15 protein-coding genes are annotated in these 15,819 nt (G+C 44.0%); 8 read left to right on the forward strand and 7 right to left on the reverse strand.

The genetic code is table 11. The features are described 5' to 3' along the window. The first annotated feature begins 8 nt into the window (after nucleotides 1-8). Entirely contained in the window at nucleotides 9-1,115 is a 1,107-nt protein-coding gene (locus B9N86_RS27350) for a stalk domain-containing protein (protein WP_208916200.1), read from the forward strand. Nucleotides 1,116-1,204: 89 nt separating this feature from the next. On the opposite strand, the gene B9N86_RS27355 is transcribed toward B9N86_RS27350, so the two are convergent. Together B9N86_RS27355 and B9N86_RS27360 are read right to left on the reverse strand one after the other, a co-directional pair. Next, entirely contained in the window at nucleotides 1,205-2,125 is a 921-nt protein-coding gene (locus B9N86_RS27355) for a proline dehydrogenase family protein (protein WP_208916201.1), read from the reverse strand. Nucleotides 2,126-2,246: 121 nt separating this feature from the next. Continuing rightward, nucleotides 2,247-2,765 (reverse strand): P-loop nucleotide/nucleoside kinase family protein, encoded by a 519-nt coding sequence (locus B9N86_RS27360; protein WP_208916202.1) that lies wholly within the window; start codon nucleotides 2,763-2,765, stop codon nucleotides 2,247-2,249. 654 nt (nucleotides 2,766-3,419) lie between these two features. Between B9N86_RS27360 and B9N86_RS27365 the strand changes: the two genes are divergently transcribed. The 6 genes from B9N86_RS27365 (at nucleotide 3,420) to B9N86_RS27390 (ending at nucleotide 9,853) form a co-directional block, all read left to right on the forward strand. Next, nucleotides 3,420-4,559: a type 2 periplasmic-binding domain-containing protein gene (locus tag B9N86_RS27365; RefSeq protein WP_244562867.1), complete on the forward strand. Its 1,140-nt coding sequence runs from the start codon at nucleotides 3,420-3,422 to the stop codon at nucleotides 4,557-4,559. 103 nt (nucleotides 4,560-4,662) lie between these two features. Beyond that, entirely contained in the window at nucleotides 4,663-5,457 is a 795-nt protein-coding gene (locus B9N86_RS27370) for a M55 family metallopeptidase (RefSeq protein WP_208916203.1), read from the forward strand. 27 nt (nucleotides 5,458-5,484) lie between these two features. Next, nucleotides 5,485-6,513 carry a Gfo/Idh/MocA family protein gene (locus tag B9N86_RS27375; RefSeq protein ID WP_244562868.1) on the forward strand — a complete coding sequence of 343 codons (1,029 nt, stop codon included), beginning with the start codon at nucleotides 5,485-5,487 and terminating at the stop codon, nucleotides 6,511-6,513. 21 nt (nucleotides 6,514-6,534) lie between these two features. Further along, on the forward strand, nucleotides 6,535-7,407 hold the full coding sequence (locus B9N86_RS27380; RefSeq protein WP_208916204.1) for a sugar phosphate isomerase/epimerase family protein: 873 nt from the start codon (nucleotides 6,535-6,537) through the stop codon (nucleotides 7,405-7,407). A gap of 249 nt (nucleotides 7,408-7,656) precedes the next feature. Then, entirely contained in the window at nucleotides 7,657-8,562 is a 906-nt protein-coding gene (locus B9N86_RS27385; RefSeq protein ID WP_208916205.1) for a Gfo/Idh/MocA family protein, read from the forward strand. Nucleotides 8,563-8,722: 160 nt separating this feature from the next. Beyond that, entirely contained in the window at nucleotides 8,723-9,853 is a 1,131-nt protein-coding gene (locus B9N86_RS27390; RefSeq protein WP_208916206.1) for a hypothetical protein, read from the forward strand. A gap of 91 nt (nucleotides 9,854-9,944) precedes the next feature. On the opposite strand, the gene B9N86_RS27395 is transcribed toward B9N86_RS27390, so the two are convergent. Together B9N86_RS27395 and B9N86_RS27400 are read right to left on the reverse strand one after the other, a co-directional pair. Continuing rightward, on the reverse strand, nucleotides 9,945-11,390 hold the full coding sequence (locus tag B9N86_RS27395; RefSeq protein ID WP_208916207.1) for an alpha/beta hydrolase family protein: 1,446 nt from the start codon (nucleotides 11,388-11,390) through the stop codon (nucleotides 9,945-9,947). A 90-nt stretch (nucleotides 11,391-11,480) separates the two neighbouring features. Then, on the reverse strand, nucleotides 11,481-12,572 hold the full coding sequence (locus B9N86_RS27400; RefSeq protein WP_208916208.1) for a threonine aldolase family protein: 1,092 nt from the start codon (nucleotides 12,570-12,572) through the stop codon (nucleotides 11,481-11,483). Between the two features lie 207 nt (nucleotides 12,573-12,779). On the opposite strand from B9N86_RS27400, the gene udk reads away from it, so the two are divergent. After that, nucleotides 12,780-13,415: a uridine kinase gene (gene udk, locus B9N86_RS27405; protein WP_208916209.1), complete on the forward strand. Its 636-nt coding sequence runs from the start codon at nucleotides 12,780-12,782 to the stop codon at nucleotides 13,413-13,415. Nucleotides 13,416-13,534: 119 nt separating this feature from the next. Here the strand turns inward: udk and B9N86_RS27410 are convergent, their stop codons facing one another. From B9N86_RS27410 to B9N86_RS27420, 3 genes are read right to left on the reverse strand one after another with little or no spacing between them, the layout of a single operon-like run. Next, a complete protein-coding gene (locus B9N86_RS27410) occupies nucleotides 13,535-14,266 on the reverse strand; it encodes a MerR family transcriptional regulator (RefSeq protein ID WP_208916210.1) in 732 nt (243 codons plus the stop codon). Nucleotides 14,267-14,283: 17 nt separating this feature from the next. Then, on the reverse strand, nucleotides 14,284-15,021 hold the full coding sequence (locus tag B9N86_RS27415; RefSeq protein ID WP_208916211.1) for an ABC transporter permease: 738 nt from the start codon (nucleotides 15,019-15,021) through the stop codon (nucleotides 14,284-14,286). Then, nucleotides 15,018-15,734, reverse strand: coding sequence for an ABC transporter ATP-binding protein (locus B9N86_RS27420; protein ID WP_208916212.1), 717 nt, complete (start codon nucleotides 15,732-15,734; stop codon nucleotides 15,018-15,020). The genes B9N86_RS27415 and B9N86_RS27420 overlap by 4 nt, the downstream gene beginning before the upstream one ends. Between the last annotated feature and the right edge of the window lie 85 nt (nucleotides 15,735-15,819).

Below are 15,819 nucleotides of genomic sequence, written 5' to 3' on the forward strand. Positions count from 1 at the left end.
TTTTTATCATGAAAATGCACACATCTTCCACACCACTCAAGAAAAAATTGGCTTATGCCAGCATGGCTGGTGTCATTCTGCTCAGTGGTTCCTTCGCTATGATGACAGAGGTTCATGCCCTTTCGGCCGCTAAACCTCAGGCCACAGCTGTTCAGGTTCAAAAATCACTCGTAACCTTCAAAACGTTAAAGTCGAGCGAACCTGCACTTGAAGCAAACATCCGTATCCCTGTATTTCAAGGATTGAAAGATACCAAATACCAAGACCAGCTGAATGATATTATTGAATCCCACGCTTCCAAGGACCTGGCCCACATGGAGAAAGAAGCCAAGGAGATGGCGGCTAAAGCAAAAAAAGAGAACTTTACTCTGCATCCTTACACGCTGAACATCAATTATGAACTTACAGCAGACGGTAAGGGTACACTGCCAAACCTGATCTCACTGAAAGTGATCACCGAAGTCACAACTGGCAACTCACCAGCTCAGCGTGTGGATACGTACAACTTCATGGATGAAAAAGAAGCAAAGCGCATAACTCTTGAAGATCTGTTCGGCACCAACTATAAACAGATGATCGATTCCAAGATTAAATCGGATATTGCAGCCAATGCCGAGAAATATTTTGCTGGTAAAGATGGATTTCAGGGTATTGATTCTGAGCAATCCTTTTACGTAACTGGCGGAAAAGCCGTTGTTGTATTCCAGGAGTACAGCATCGCTCCAGGGGTCACCGGAACGCCTGAATTCACATTTGAGCTTACAGATACAGATACTACAAACCCTGTAAAGACAGTAATTGATCCAAAGTCTACGTTTAAGGCGAAAAATGGCACAGTCATGATCCCGCTCGCGGATGTCCTGCGTAGTCTGCAATTCGACGTTAAATGGAACAAAAAAACGAAAACCGCTGATATCAGCAAGGGAGCGGTTTGGACGTCGGTAACGGTTGGCAAGGATGCATACTCCTTTGGCAAAAAAGCTCCACAAAAACTTGGCGCTTCCCCTGTCTTGAAAAAAGGCCGTGTATATGTACCGCTGAATTTCCTGACGGATATTCTTCATGCGGAAACCGTAAAAGGTGCGAACGGAGCCATTGAAGTTACCTTGAAATAATCAATTAAATATCACTTCATAACGCAAAACAAAAAGCAAAACCAAGCCCTCTATCCTTCCTATGCGGAAGTCATAGAGGGCTTTTCTCATTATTTGAACATATTTTTGAGAACCATCATCAGATTGGAGGGCTTTTCGGCCAGACGGCGTGTGTAGTAGGGATACCACATTGTCCCGTAAGGCGTGTAGCATCGTATGCGGTAGCCCTGCCGGGCCAACTCAGCCTGGTCGTTCATACGGAGCCCGTACAGCATCTGAAACTCAAAGATATCTTTCGAAATACCATGACGGGTCGAATACTCTTTTACCCAGTTGATGATCCGGTCGTCATGACTCGCAATGGCGGTATATATTTCCCGATCAAGATGCCGCTTGATTATTTTTTTATAGCTATCCATAATTTCGCTCATGCGCTGAGAAGCAATGGCTGCCGGCTCTTTATACGCGCCCTTAACCAGCCGCAGATTGACACCTGCCTTCATCATTGTTTTGACATCCTCCGCTGTCCGGAATAGATAAGCTTGAAGAACCGTGCCAACGTTGTTCAGGCCTTCGGCATGAAGCCTTAAGGTCATATCGATCGTGGCTTGGGTGAATGGCGAGTCCTCCATATCCAAACGCACGAAATTACCAAGCTCTTTCGCTCTGGCTGCAACCGCTCTCACATTTTCATAACAAGCCTCTCGTTCCAATGCCATCCCCATCTGCGTCGGCTTCAAAGACACGTTCGCATTTACTTTATGCTCGTCAATTCCCTCCAGCAGCTTTAAGTACTGCTCCTTATATCCCTTTGCCTCATCCAAGGATGTGATTCCTTCGCCGAGATGATCAAGGGTAACCATAATACCAAGCTGGTTCAGTCGCCTGGTTTCCTCCAGCGCTTCCGTGAGTGTATCGCCGGCAATGAATTTGCGAGCCATTTTCTTGCCATATTTAAGGGTCATCCGTTCCACCAGCTTGCTGCCGGATACGGTCAGCATCATTTTCCGATAAAGCTCTGTGCCGTCCATCCCGTTCCCCCTTTCCGTTTGATTGATCTTAATCCTCTGTTATACGTTGTATTCTGTATTTCACGGAATATATCAGGATCAAAAAATAAGCAAAAAAATAAAAAAAGAGATCCGAAGATCTCTAATTTCCATTGATAATATCTCTAACAATTTCAGCGGGTTGTTTATGTATGGTATCGTACAAAAAATTTTTATTTGCAGATGAGTTTTCCATTTCATTTAGTAAAAACAGTGACCGCTCTAATGAGTCGATATCCCCTCGTTTATTTAACCGTTCTATTATTGTTTCTTTATCTGCTCGCAATACTACATATTTAAAATTTACGTTTAGATCTGAAATCTGTTTACAAAACCAATCCAATTCATCTTCCACTACAAAATCAATCACCACATTTAAACCATGTTTTATATAATTTCTCGTTAAATCAACAATGTTCTTCCAGGTTATTTCAAGGCGTTCGTCCCAACAAGGCTGTGATTCTCCCTTAAACATATGCAATATGACATCACCTTCAATAAGGACACACCCAGTAACCTTTTCAGCAAGTTCTTTAGTTATTGTTGATTTGCCCACTCCGAGTGGGCCAGATATCAGGTAAATGATTTGTTTTTTATCCGTATCCAGCATTTCATGCACCATCCAATATTGTAGTCATTCTGATAATTCAAGATCACAAAGAGCAGAATCAGATTCGATATCTATATAAGTTGAATTAAAGATTTCTTAGTCTAAGCATCACTACGAATGCGGAGTATTCTTCCGATCGCTCAATGTACACACAACATACACTGGCGGATTGCGACACAGTATCGGACTTGCGACATACTGGCGGACTGAGAATCCGTTATTTGTGAAGATCAGCTGTTTATTGCGATACTCGCGGACTGAGGTTCCGTTATTTGCTTGTGAAACCCCTGAATTCCTTTGGTTGACGGATAATAGCGCATCTCCTGACCGCATACACACCTAAAGAGTCAGAAATGGAGAAATAGTGGAAGGTCAGTCCTCATACATCCTCTCCATAACCTGATTTTACCGCTTATTATGCTACTTTCATAGTTTAAAGACAGGCCCCAGCATAAGAATAACATGTTTCAATGCATACTCTCATATTCTAGATAACAGACAAACCATCTTAGTTAGGTGCATAGAAGTTTAATAGTATTAAATAATCACTTGCTTAATCATAGTGCATTAAGGAGGAATCGTGACCGATGAGAGTATCACTTCGTCCTCTCCGCTCCCAACCAATCATTTAAGCTTGTTCCAGAAAATGTTCTGAAAACGGTTACCGTGAATAATAATATATATGCCATTCAAAAATATTTGCCTCAAAACTATGAACTGACTCCTATGATCCGTCAGGATTGGCTTGATAAATTGGGTCTTGCTATGCCTACATCCTATGAAGAGCTCAAAGAGGTCGCTCTCGCATTCACGAACAAAGATCCTGATGGAAACGGAAAAAATGACACGTACGGATTAGCCATGGCGCAAAATATCAATCCATCCTATGAAATGGGAGCCTATTGGGATTATCAAACTTGGTATCATAAAGACGCTGAAGGGCGGCTGATCCCAGGATTCATCTCCGATGTTCGAAAGGAACATGTTAAGTTTCTGGCGGACCTGTATAAAGAGGGTGCTATAACGAAGGACTTTGCTGTATTGAACTGGACAGAAGTAAACACCAAAGAATTTTATGGCGGCAAGGCCGGGATTTTCATTGGGACACCTCGCGGCATGAACCCTACTTATATGCAAGGTTTAGTCGATATCAATCCGGATGCCAAGCTGGCACCAATCCCTCCTTTCAAGGCACCGGATAGTTCGCAAGGCTTCAGAAACTCCATGGGCTTCTACGGAACGATCATGTTAAGCTCCAAATTGGAGAAAGAGCCGGAGAAGGTAGCCAAAATTCTTGAAATGATTGACTATGGCCGTACTTTCTATTCGATTGAAGAACGTGTTGCTACGAATACGGAATTTGATTGGCTAAATGGCCATGAAGGTCAAGGCTACACCATCGAGGATGGAAGCATCCGAAGAGAAGTCGATGAAAAAGGCTTGTCCCCTTACAATTATTTACCTGACAACAGAATGTGGGCTCCAAACGATGAAGCAAATGGATACTCCAAGGAATATACGGTTCCGCTGCTGCGCGATGTAGCTGGACAATTCGAGAAAATGCACGCTGAAACCAAACACTATATAAATCCGGTGAACGCCGTCTATTCGGAAACGCGGGCAGCCAAGGGATCTGAGCTGGATAAGTTCCTATTCAATGAGCAAACCAAGATGATTTTTGGCGACAAGTCATTGGAAGATTGGGATGCTATGGTGGGCGAGTGGAAAGAAAAAGGCGGAGAACAGATGATTAAAGAAATAAATGATGCCCTTCAAGCAAGCGGCATTACAGCTGAGTGGCAGTAATCTCTCAAGATTGACCTGAGCTTTTAGTAATACAAGCAGCTACAAAGCAACGAATTGGAGCTCCTTGCCGAGAGCCACATCAAACAGGGAGGCAGATCAAATCATGAAAATCTATGTTTGTGTAGACATGGAAGGAATTGCGGGTATTGTGCTGCCTTCACAACTTCGGCAAGGAGAATCCTTCTACCAAGAAGGACGTCACCTGATGACGGAGGAAGTGAATGCGGTCGTCGATGGATTGTTAGAAGCTGGTGCAACCGAAGTCATTGTACGGGACATGCATGCCTCCGGCTTTAATCTCTTAATAGACCAGCTTCATCCAGATGCTTCGTATTTTATGGGAGCAAGCAAGATTGAGGATCGGTTCCCGGGGATCGATTCTTCCTTCCATGGTGCAATCCTGCTCGGTTATCATGCCATGGCGGGGACAAAGCACGCCGTTCGAGACCATACATTTTCCAGTATGACTTTTATCGGAATGGAATTAAACGGTCAGCCCATTGGTGAGATTGGAATAGACAGCTTACTGCTGGGACTTCATCAGGTTCCTGTCCTGCTCGTAACCGGTGACGATAAAACATGCCAAGAAGCTGAACAAATATTGCCCCACACGACAACCTATCAAACGAAAACAGCATGGGGGCGTCACAGTGCCTTAATGAAGTCTCCACGCAAAGTGAACATGGAAATCAAGGAAGCTGTGAAGCAAGCCCTTTTCAATCAGGCTCAGTGTTTACCGTATTCAAGCACCGGTCCGTATGAACTTAAGGTTCAGTACATGAGCACCGATCTCGCTGACGCGGTCCAAACCGATGGAATTCATCAAGTCAGATTGGATGGGCTAACGATTGTATATAAAGACACCAACCTAGTGAGCCTATTTTCGAAAGCGCTGTAAAATAAAATGATCAAAAGTGAGGCGCATATGATGTCAACTAAATTGCGGTTTGCCATTGTCGGAGCTGGGGTCATCAGTTCGTTCCATGCGAGAGCGGTAACAGAAAATCCAGAAGCAGAATTGGTTGCGATCTCTGATGTTAGCGAGGAGAAAGTCCAAAAGCTGGCCGGTGAATATGGCACACCTTCCATTTATACAGATTATCATGAAATGCTGCAGCGTCATGATATTGATGTAGTTTGTGTTTGTGTTCCAAGCGGTATGCATGCAGAGGTAGCTGTTGCAGCGGCACAAACCGGCAAACATATTCTATGCGAGAAGCCACTCGATACAACAATCGCTAAAATGGATTTGATGATTCATGAAGCCCGAAAGGCACAGGTTAAGCTGGGCGTTATTTATCAACGCAGAACGTTTCCTGCTGCCATTGCTGCCCGAAAGGCTGTTCAAGAAAACAAGCTTGGCAAGCTTGTGCTTGGAGATGCGTATTTAAAATATTACAGAAGCCAGGAATATTACGACAGTGCGGGATGGAGAGGAACATGGGAGCTTGATGGCGGAGGAGCCTTGATGAATCAAGGTGTGCATGGAATTGATCTGATCCAATGGATTGTCGGGGATGTGGAATCTGTATTTGCCCGATCTGCCGCACTTGTTAGAAATATTGAAGTAGAAGATACCGCCGTCGCTGTTGTGAAATATGTGAATGGAGCTTATGGCGTTATCCAGGGAACGACATCCGTCTGGCCGGGACAAGAAACTCGCTTTGAAATTCACGGAGAAAAAGGAAGTATCGTTTTTGCAGACAGCGGCATTAAACAATGGGAGTTTATGGACGGTGAACCATCCATGCCGGATGTAGCAGGCACCGCCTCCGCCAGCAGTGATGCATCGAATATTTCAGCAGACGGCCATTATATTTTGATCGATGATATGATCCAAGCCATTAAAGAAGATCGTGATCCGATGGTAACCGGTGAGGATGCAAGTAAGGCCGTTAAATTAATTCTCGCCATTTACGAATCGGCCAGAACAGGTCTGGAAGTCAGACTTTAATCTGCACAAGGGGGATGCGGCATGTCTCTGTTTCAGCTTGGAATTATAACAGACGAAGTATCTCAAAGTCTCGAGGAAGCGATCCATTTCGCTCTTCAGCATGACATGAAAGTGCTGGAGCTGCGGTCGATTGAAGGACATACGATTCAAACGTGGACTGATGAGCAGGTGGAGTCGATAAAAGCCCTTATCCAGCAAAACGGTCTGTCCGTGTGTGCATTATCTACGCCTATTTTCAAATGCCACTTAAATAAACCCGAAGAACTTCAGGAGCACATTGCTATTCTTCACCGCTCGATTGAAATTGCCAAGCGACTTGGAACATCAATCATACGTGGCTTTAGTTTTTGGGCTGAAGAAGTTTTTGAAGATGCGCTGCCAGCCATTGTGGAGCAATTTAATAGAATCTTGCCCGTGTTGGAAAAGGAAAATATCATATTCGCTTTGGAGTTTGATCCTAGTGTTTATGCCAGTAATGCAAATAAAGTACGAATGATATTAGATACAGTACATTCACCGAATGTGATGGCCCTCTATGATCCGGGCAACGATCTCTGGGACCCGTTTGAGGAAATCCCCTATCCCGACGGCTATGAGTTTTTGAAGGAAAAGATCTGTCATATTCACTTGAAGGATGCGGTGAGAACACCGGATGGTGTGAAGGGTGTCGCTATAGGTAAAGGTGAAGTGGATTATCCAGGCTTGCTGCGCAGGCTCATTAAGGATCGTTATGAGGGTTATTTAGTTGTGGAAACACATTACCGTCTGCAATCAGAGTTAACCGAAGAACAGCTAAAGCGCCCGGCGGGCTATGCTTTCTCAGAAGGTGGGCTAGCCGCTTCTCGGGAATGTGTCGAGAGCCTGAAGCAGCTGCTTGAAGGGATATCTACTTAAGACCCTTAGACTTAAGCATCACTCCGAATGCGGATTATTCTTCCGATCGCTCTTGCCCCCAGATTTCTTTTAATGTATTTATATAATCGTTGAAATCCGGGGACAAAGGCGACCTCTGTCGTTTCTCCAGAATAATTCCGCCTTCTCCGTTGAAGTCTTCTAATTCTTTAGTTCAATCCATGTAGATACCAATTTGCAGCTATCATCAATACTTATCGAAAATAGATACTAAATCGAGGTGCACAGCTGATGTCCAACGTTATAAAGATCGGAATGATCGGGCTTGATACTTCGCATGTGCTTGCATTTACACAATTACTCAATAATCCCGATCATGAATACCACGTTCCCGGAGGCAAAGTCATAGCTGCTTATCCAGGCGGCTCGCCTGACTTTGAATTGAGCATTTCACGGGTTGCCGGCTTTACAAAACAGCTTCAAGAAGAATTCGGGGTTCAAATTCTGGACAGCCCGGAAGCTGTCGCAGAAGTTAGTGATGCCATTTTGCTGGAATCGGCAGATGGACGGGTGCATCTGGAGCAATTCCGGTCCATTGCACCTTACGGAAAGCCCGTGTTCATCGATAAGCCGCTTGCTGTTCGCTCCGATGAAGCGCGAGAAATCGTGGAGTTAGCCAAGCAATACGACATTCCCATCATGAGCACATCCGCGCTTCGCTATGCGGAAGGCTTGGTTCAAGCATTGAAGGCTTCTGATAAATCGTCTGTTACAGGAGCGGATATTTACGGTCCCATGACGATTGAACCTACACAAAACGGCTACTTCTGGTATGGCATTCATACGGTGGAGATGCTCTTTACCATCCTCGGGAAAGATTGTGAGCAAGTAACCACATTCTCTAATACAGATCACGATGTCATTATAGGCACATGGAGTGATGGCAGAATCGGAACCGTTCGAGGCAACCGAATCGGCAATGTAAAATTCGGAGCAACCATTCATCGGAAGGACGAATGTGATAGCGTTGACGTGTACTCCCATCCAAAACCGTATTACGCCAGCCTAATGGAGCAAGTCATGACCATGTTCCAGAGCGGGAAACCGGTACTGGATTTAGAGGAAACATTAAAAGTCATTCGATTCATTGAAGCCGCTAATGAAAGCCGGATTACGCAAGCAACTATTAGACTTTAATCAAATTGGGTGTCCTCAAGGTCCTTCGACCTGGGACACCCAATTTTTTAATAATTTGATGGGAGTGGTGGCAAACTAATCCACATCAATTCCGTAAATTTCAAAAACAATGGCTTTACATCACTGTGATCAGCACGAAAAAATAATATTGGAGGTAACCATGAGTACCTTATTATATCGAGCCTTGGTGGTACTATTCATTTTGTCCGTCTCTCCCACACCGTTTGCACATCACTTTGCTGCTGCAGCACAACTGCAGGAAACCGCGATAACCATCAGTATACGATCAACTCCAACCGCAGCATTGGAAAGTGAAATCAAACTAAACACTGCACAAATCAAGCAGCTGATGAAAAATGTTAAGGAGGAGGAAGGCACTGCTCCAACCTCCCTTACAGATGCATACGTAACAATAGAGCACAACGATCATAGTGAACATTACCGGCTGGATTTTGCAAATCATTTCTGGAAAATCTCTGAAAAAAAGTGTCTTATCCTCTCCAATTCAGCCGTTGCACAAATGAAGAAATACGTTGAGGCGTTAAGGAAAAAGCATTATGGTCGTATGTTACCTTGGAAGGATATAAAAACAATGCTACCTTTGAAAAGTACGTTCACGGTCACTGATTTAGAAACCGGACTAAGTTTTCGCGTACAACGCCGAGCAGGAAGCGACCATGCGGATGTACAGCCGCTTACGACCGAGGACACAAAAATCATGAAACAAATCTACAACAATAAGTGGAGCTGGAACAGAAAAGCGGTCATCATTCAAAAAGGAAACGAAATGCTGGCTGCTTCGATGAACGGTATGCCTCACGGGGGAGATGGCATCCCGGAAAACGGTTTTTCAGGACATTTCTGTATTCATTTTCTGGGCAGCTCCACTCACCGATCAGTTCATACGGATTTGCTCCATCAATTCATGGTTCATAAAGCAGCTGGAGAGCAAAAACAATATATTAGCACCGCATCACCATATATGCTGGCACATTTATTTATAGAATCCTTAAATCTGCAGGATGCCGAACTGCTTCGCCAAGTCTCAGATGGATTGCCTACGGAAACGTTGGAATCCATCATCAATGATATGGACAACATAAAGGCTACCCGAGTTCAACAGAAGTATGCTCCTGAGACTAATGATGTCGAGGACAACTTACTTCAAGAAATCACACTACCCGTAGCACTTCAATATAAAGGAAAGAGAACTAAAAATGTGACATTTCGTTTTGTATTTGCTAGAGAATCACTACAATCGCCTTGGCTGGCCCGGGACTTTTCACAATAAAGGAACACAGCGTATTAATCAGACAAAAATGTCCCCGTAGGATAGACCTTTTTAAGTGTCTACTCTACGGAGGACATTACTGTTCATCAATTCATTTCCTATAAAACTTTACTTCCGGATACGCTTCACTCGGTCCGTTTAACAACGTACCTTCCATTCCCTTCAGATGCTTGTTAAAGAAATCGAGGACATATTTATTCACAATCTCCGCCCCCCTATATCCATCTATACTGCCCGCCATTCCCGTCAAACTAATCAATTTCGAAAATAGCGGCAGATCGGTAAAATTATAATGAGCGGTTCCATCGATTAAAAGCAAGGTTCCTTCATATTTCATGACATCGTCAACAATAGCTAGTTCATCGGAAAGATATTTTTTTATCTGTTCGTCCGCATCCGGGCTATTCTTATATTGTTCAATCCCGGTAATATAGTCTTCCGTTCTCATAAACAGAAAGGGCTTGTTCATTGATTCCCGGTTCTTTATCTCAAACAGCGTACCGTCCATATTAATCCCGGCTTGGATTTTATCATTTAAGTAGGATGCATCAAACGCCGTAGCGCCCCCAAACGAGTGACCCATCATTCCGATATGATTCAAATCCATCGTCTCTTTAAAGTCGCTTTGAATCGCACCCGTATTCATCTGATCCAATTGTTCGATGACAAAATCCACGTCCTCAGTCCATACCTTCCCGATCTTATTCGTGGCTTCAAAGAAGTTATTTTCATCGACCACCGTTTCATAACCCGTGACCTCCCCGTCCGGAAAAGCCGTAGTCATCGTACTGTATGTATGGTCTATCGCGGCCACGATAAAGCCATGGCTGGCGAGATTCTCTGCTTGAGACTTATGAATAAGTATCCCCGTTCCCATGCCATGACTCAAAATGACCAAAGGATACGGGCTGGCAGAGCGCAGCACCTTAGCTCCATCATGGGAATTGCTCTCAATGTATTTCAAATAGTCCAGTACAAATGCTGGAACACCTAGCCTTGAGGAATAAGTTCCCATAAGCCGGTCAAACGTCTCCGGATCATCCGGAAAAAGCTTTTTTGTCTTCGTATCGGTTTTCTCTGCCGGATACCACACTTGTACTATAAGCTCTCTGCGGTCGCCTTGTTTGTCCGTGAAGACCTCTTCTCTGTCCCCATCTATAAGGTGAAGTGTCTGCGTGCCAACCGAATATGCTCCATCAAGCTTCGGCAAATTAAATACAGGCAGGTATACAGATAAACCGACCGACACTGCCATAAGAAGAAACGAGAAGAAACCCAAGCTGTATTTTAACGACTTTCCGATCTTCACATGATTATCGAAACTCCTGATGATCATGAAGATGATGGACAGTACCGTAATGACATATACGAATAACATCTGCCAACGGTACCCCTCCATAAACAACTGCACCAATAACACTACAGCGCTTGCTACAGCAATGGATGCAGAAATTTTTCGTGGTGTTTTTTTAACCAACAACAAGTAAAAAAGCATAACAAAACAGAATATAACCAACATCAGCTCAAATAATCTCATCTCTCTCCTCCTCTAGATAAGTTCATATAACTACGTAAAGCATTCTTATCTATATTAGGGCTTGAAGATTAAATCGAGCTAAAGTATTGTTTAAATTTGGTTTAAATAACGTTCCAGCGTCTGAAAGGCCTTGTCTAGATCCTTCTTCGGTATACCGATATACCGGTCCCCGACACTTATCTCACAGTAACTGCCGCCTTTGCTGTTATCTCGAATATATGACGTCAAACCTACACCCGTCTCTATATAGAGGTTCTTAAGTAGAGGCTCCAGCTTCTCCTTAGGAAGCTCAAAATGGACGTGAAACATGTTGGAGACAGGTTCCAATGGTATCGTGGACATGCCATGACACCGGTTAAAATAAGCGGCCAGCTCTTTGGCCTCTTCATAATACTGCCCCATCTTATCGACTCTTTGCTCGAAATAATAATCGGAGGTGAGGATATAAGGATACAGGCTGATCAAATCGCCGCCATGCCGCCGTTTCCATATCTTCGATTCGTTAATAAACGCGGCTTCGCCCGCAAGTACAGCACCGGCAATCCCACCGATCCCTTTGTAGAACGAAACATACACGCTGTCAAACAATCCGCATATTTCGGCAGCCGTCTTTTGATAATAAGGTACTATTTCAAACAACCTCGCCCCGTCCAAATGCAGCTTGATTCCTTTGTCCCGGCAGAAGGCGGAGATCGCTTCAATCTCTGCATAGTCTGGCAGTTGACCGCCAATTTCGCGCTGCGGAAGTTCCAGTAGCAAACAGGCGATATCTTCCTTCATGTTTACCACGTCATCCAGCTGAATTAATCGGTTTTTGTCTGCAAGCAGCACCGGCTCGATATGATGCAGCTCCTTCAGTCCGTCTTCTTCATGAATTTCCAAATGGCATAAGGGGTGATAAGCGACTCTCTTTATCCCTTGTTGATCACACCATATTCTGAGGGCTATCTGCTGTGCCATCGTCCCGCTCGGGAAAAATACCGCATTTTCTTTACCGAGGTACGTTGCTATTTTATCCTGAAAATCCTCGATCACTTTGCCTTTTCCATACATGTCACTGTCAAGACTTCCATCAATTTGTTCCAAAGCCAACTTCAATACTTGAATGTCCCTGCTACCGTGACCCGTAACCTTGAAAGTCGTTTCATTAAACACTTCGGATAACGATTGATCTGCGTTCATTTCATGTACAACTCCTTTCCTCTAAATGAGGCAGAATAGGTACTTTCTCTATTTCTATTCTACACGATGGCTCGTTTAAACGGATTCATTCTAAATCGCGATAATCTCCTAAAGGTTCCAGCATCCCCAAAGGTGAAAATAAACACATACTATGATAAAATACTAAATTGCAAAGCAAGCAACCTTAGGGAGGTTTAGGGAAACACCATGCTCATTATTGGAATCGCCGGCGGCACAGGCTCTGGCAAAACGACGGTGGCCCGGTCTGTCATTGACCGACTCGGACCAGGCAAAGTAACTTTTATATCTCAGGATAATTATTATAAGGACAACCCTCACCTCACTCTGGCTGAACGCGAGAAGATCAATTATGATCATCCGTTTGCCTTTGAGAATGAGCTGCTTATCGAAGATCTGAAGCTCCTGAAATCAGGACAGCCTGCTTACGCTCCAGTGTACGACTTTACGGTTCATGCACGCTCCAAAGAAGAAAAGCTGGAGTTGAAACCGAACCATATTGCTATCATTGAAGGGCTCCATGTACTCTCGGACGAAAATCTCCGGAAACTTCTCGACATTAAAGTGTTCGTCGATACAGATCCCGATGTGCGAATACTTCGCCGGGTCGTCCGAGATATCGAGGAACGCGGCAGAACGATCCACTCGGTTCACGATCAATACTTAAGCACGGTGAAACCGATGCATGAGGCTTTTATCGAACCATCCAAGAAATATGCGGATGTAATCCTCCCTGAAGGCGGAGAAAATGAGGTCGGCATTCAGCTGCTGTCCATCCTAACCGAGAAATACCTGACGGGCGATCGGACTTGGGGATGCAGCTAAAAAGGCTTGATTTGAAGTCCCCAGGCTGGAACCACATAAATCTTATAGAGCAAGCTGCCGGGCACAACTAGCCCGGCAGCTTTTTGGCATACTCTAACCGCTGGGTCAGCGTCGGCTATTCATTTTTCATACGTTATTAAAAGTTGTATAACTTCCTGTGCATTCTGTATCGCTTCTTCAAGTGAATGGATTAAACGGTCCGTTAATGTAATGATCTCTTCATATTCTCCCGGTGTATTCAGTACGCTCTTTACGTTTAATTCCTTCGATTTCTCTGTTTGATTCAGTAATCGGAGAATAGCACTGATTGAATAGTGTGCAGCCCTTAATGTCCGAATGATCTTCATTCGATTGATTTCTTTTTCTGTATATACACGATGACCATTATCAAGCCGAGGAACCGTCATTAAATGATTTCGTTCCCAATTCCGTACAACCTCAGATGAGATATCGAGTATCTTAGCAGCCTCTTTTCGAGTGTACGTCTGATCTTCGGACCACGATTCTGTACCGCTCAGCCACTTCTCCACAAGTTCGATCGCTTCCAACGCTCGTCCATATTCTTGTTCTAAATGAGTCAAATACTGCTCGGCAAGCTCAAAAGCCAGACTGAAATTTTCTTTCCCGCTAGCTTCAACAATGGCTCGTGCTTTGGCTCGGATATGGCCTTGAACGATCTCGCAGCGAAAAGCGGTCCTTGCCACTAGCAGCTGAAATAAGTGAATATCTGAAAATATACGGTACCCATTATCCTCTCGTGGAGCTGGCGAAATATAGCCCCAATCTTCATAAATACGGACGGTATTCGGATGCACATTCGCCTGTTTTGCGATTTCTGTTGTTCTGTACATCCGATCCCCCCCCTTCTTTACTTCCATTTGAAAAACTTAATTGCGCCTCCCAGACCAAGCACAACACAGAATACAAGCACAACAACGCTTATGAGCAGAGGTTGAATAGGCTCCCCAATCGAGACTTGCTTAATAAGGTGAATACCGTGTGAAAGAGGAATTATGTCCATGAACCATTGGAAAAACCGCGGCATCACTTCATATGGAATGGTAGCACCTGAGAACAGCAGCATCGTAAAATAGGCGACTGAGCTCCATAAATTCGCAGATTTTTGATCAGGCACCACACTACCGATAAATATTCCAATGCTGTACATGGCGCATACAACGAATGCATAAGAAAGTAGAAAGATTCCCCACGAACCTTTCATATCATAATCAAATAATAAATGATAGACAGCAGTTACACCAATAAAAGACACCAACGCTGAAGATAGCTGGATGACGACTTGAGCAAATAAAATATGCAGAGGTGATACAGGGGTCACTTGAAATCTTTTTAAAATACCCCGGTGGCGATAGTCAGCAATCGTAAGCGGCACACCCATCACACCTGTCGCAAGCACCCCGATGGTAATGACAGCAGGGTAGGACATTTCAAACATAGATGCGCCATTGACAGATGCATCTTTACTCATCACGTAACCAAACAGAGTCGCCAATATCATCGGAAACAAGATTCCAAATATAACAATATCGATCCCTTTCCAGACCAGCTTGCCTTCTATTTTCAACAATGTCCAAAACAAAGTCATGTCCATTCCTCCTCCCCTGCAAAATGTAAATAGGCGTCCTCTAATGTTGCTTTTCCACTAAGATTCATAACTTCTTGAATCGTACCTGTTGCAACGGTTTTACCATCTCTCAAAATTAACAATCGATCACAAAGAGCCTCGACCTCATCCATATAATGAGAAGTTAGCACAATGGATAGCCCGTTCTCTTTCATGATCAGCAGCTGTTTCCATAACATTCTGCGTGCCTTCGTATCCAGTCCTGTTGTTAACTCGTCTAAAAAAACAAGCTCTGGATTAGGTAACAGTGCCAACAACACAGCAAGGCGCTGCTTCTCACCGCCTGAAAGTGATTTGACGAGCTGTTTTTTCTTATCCTGTAATCCAAATGCAATCAGCAGTGGCTCTATTTCTTGTGTTTCTTTATACAGGGCACGCCACTGAACACATGCCTCTTCTACGGTCAAGCGATCCTGAAAATTCGTTTCTTGGAATTGGACGCCGACTTTTTCGAACACTTTCTTTCGTTCGGTAATGGGGGATTTCCCAAGTAAAGAGAGCTTCGTAAACTCACTTTTCTCAATCCCTAAAATCGCTGCAATACTAGAAGATTTTCCGGCACCATTGGCCCCTAGCAAACCGAACACCTCACCTTTGCCGAGACAAAAACTTAAATCGTGCACAGCCGTTTTGTCTCCGTATCGTACCCATAGATTTTTTACGACCAGAATCATATGTTCACCTCACTTCCATTCAATAGATTCACACTATATCAAATGAAGTATGGGGTGGTGTTATATTGGAGGGTTTAAAAAGCTA

Origin of the sequence: Paenibacillus uliginis N3/975, assembly GCF_900177425.1 — a bacterium.
GTDB classification, from domain to species: Bacteria; Bacillota; Bacilli; order Paenibacillales; family Paenibacillaceae; genus Paenibacillus_AQ; species Paenibacillus_AQ uliginis.

Excerpts from the sequence above, each read along its gene's own strand:
- B9N86_RS27375 (WP_244562868.1), top strand. The coding sequence starts at position 5,485 with ATGATGTCAACTAAATTGCGGTTTGCCATTGTCGGAGCTGGGGTCATC.
- B9N86_RS27370 (WP_208916203.1), top strand. The coding sequence starts at position 4,663 with ATGAAAATCTATGTTTGTGTAGACATGGAAGGAATTGCGGGTATTGTG.
- B9N86_RS27400 (WP_208916208.1), bottom strand. The coding sequence starts at position 12,572 with ATGAACGCAGATCAATCGTTATCCGAAGTGTTTAATGAAACGACTTTC.
- B9N86_RS27420 (WP_208916212.1), bottom strand. The coding sequence starts at position 15,734 with ATGATTCTGGTCGTAAAAAATCTATGGGTACGATACGGAGACAAAACG.
- B9N86_RS27360 (WP_208916202.1), bottom strand. The coding sequence starts at position 2,765 with ATGGTGCATGAAATGCTGGATACGGATAAAAAACAAATCATTTACCTG.
- B9N86_RS27350 (WP_208916200.1), top strand. The coding sequence starts at position 9 with ATGAAAATGCACACATCTTCCACACCACTCAAGAAAAAATTGGCTTAT.
- B9N86_RS27355 (WP_208916201.1), bottom strand. The coding sequence starts at position 2,125 with ATGGACGGCACAGAGCTTTATCGGAAAATGATGCTGACCGTATCCGGC.
- B9N86_RS27390 (WP_208916206.1), top strand. The coding sequence starts at position 8,723 with ATGAGTACCTTATTATATCGAGCCTTGGTGGTACTATTCATTTTGTCC.
- B9N86_RS27385 (WP_208916205.1), top strand. The coding sequence starts at position 7,657 with ATGTCCAACGTTATAAAGATCGGAATGATCGGGCTTGATACTTCGCAT.
- B9N86_RS27380 (WP_208916204.1), top strand. The coding sequence starts at position 6,535 with ATGTCTCTGTTTCAGCTTGGAATTATAACAGACGAAGTATCTCAAAGT.
- B9N86_RS27415 (WP_208916211.1), bottom strand. The coding sequence starts at position 15,021 with ATGACTTTGTTTTGGACATTGTTGAAAATAGAAGGCAAGCTGGTCTGG.
- udk (WP_208916209.1), top strand. The coding sequence starts at position 12,780 with ATGCTCATTATTGGAATCGCCGGCGGCACAGGCTCTGGCAAAACGACG.
- B9N86_RS27410 (WP_208916210.1), bottom strand. The coding sequence starts at position 14,266 with ATGTACAGAACAACAGAAATCGCAAAACAGGCGAATGTGCATCCGAAT.
- B9N86_RS27395 (WP_208916207.1), bottom strand. The coding sequence starts at position 11,390 with ATGAGATTATTTGAGCTGATGTTGGTTATATTCTGTTTTGTTATGCTT.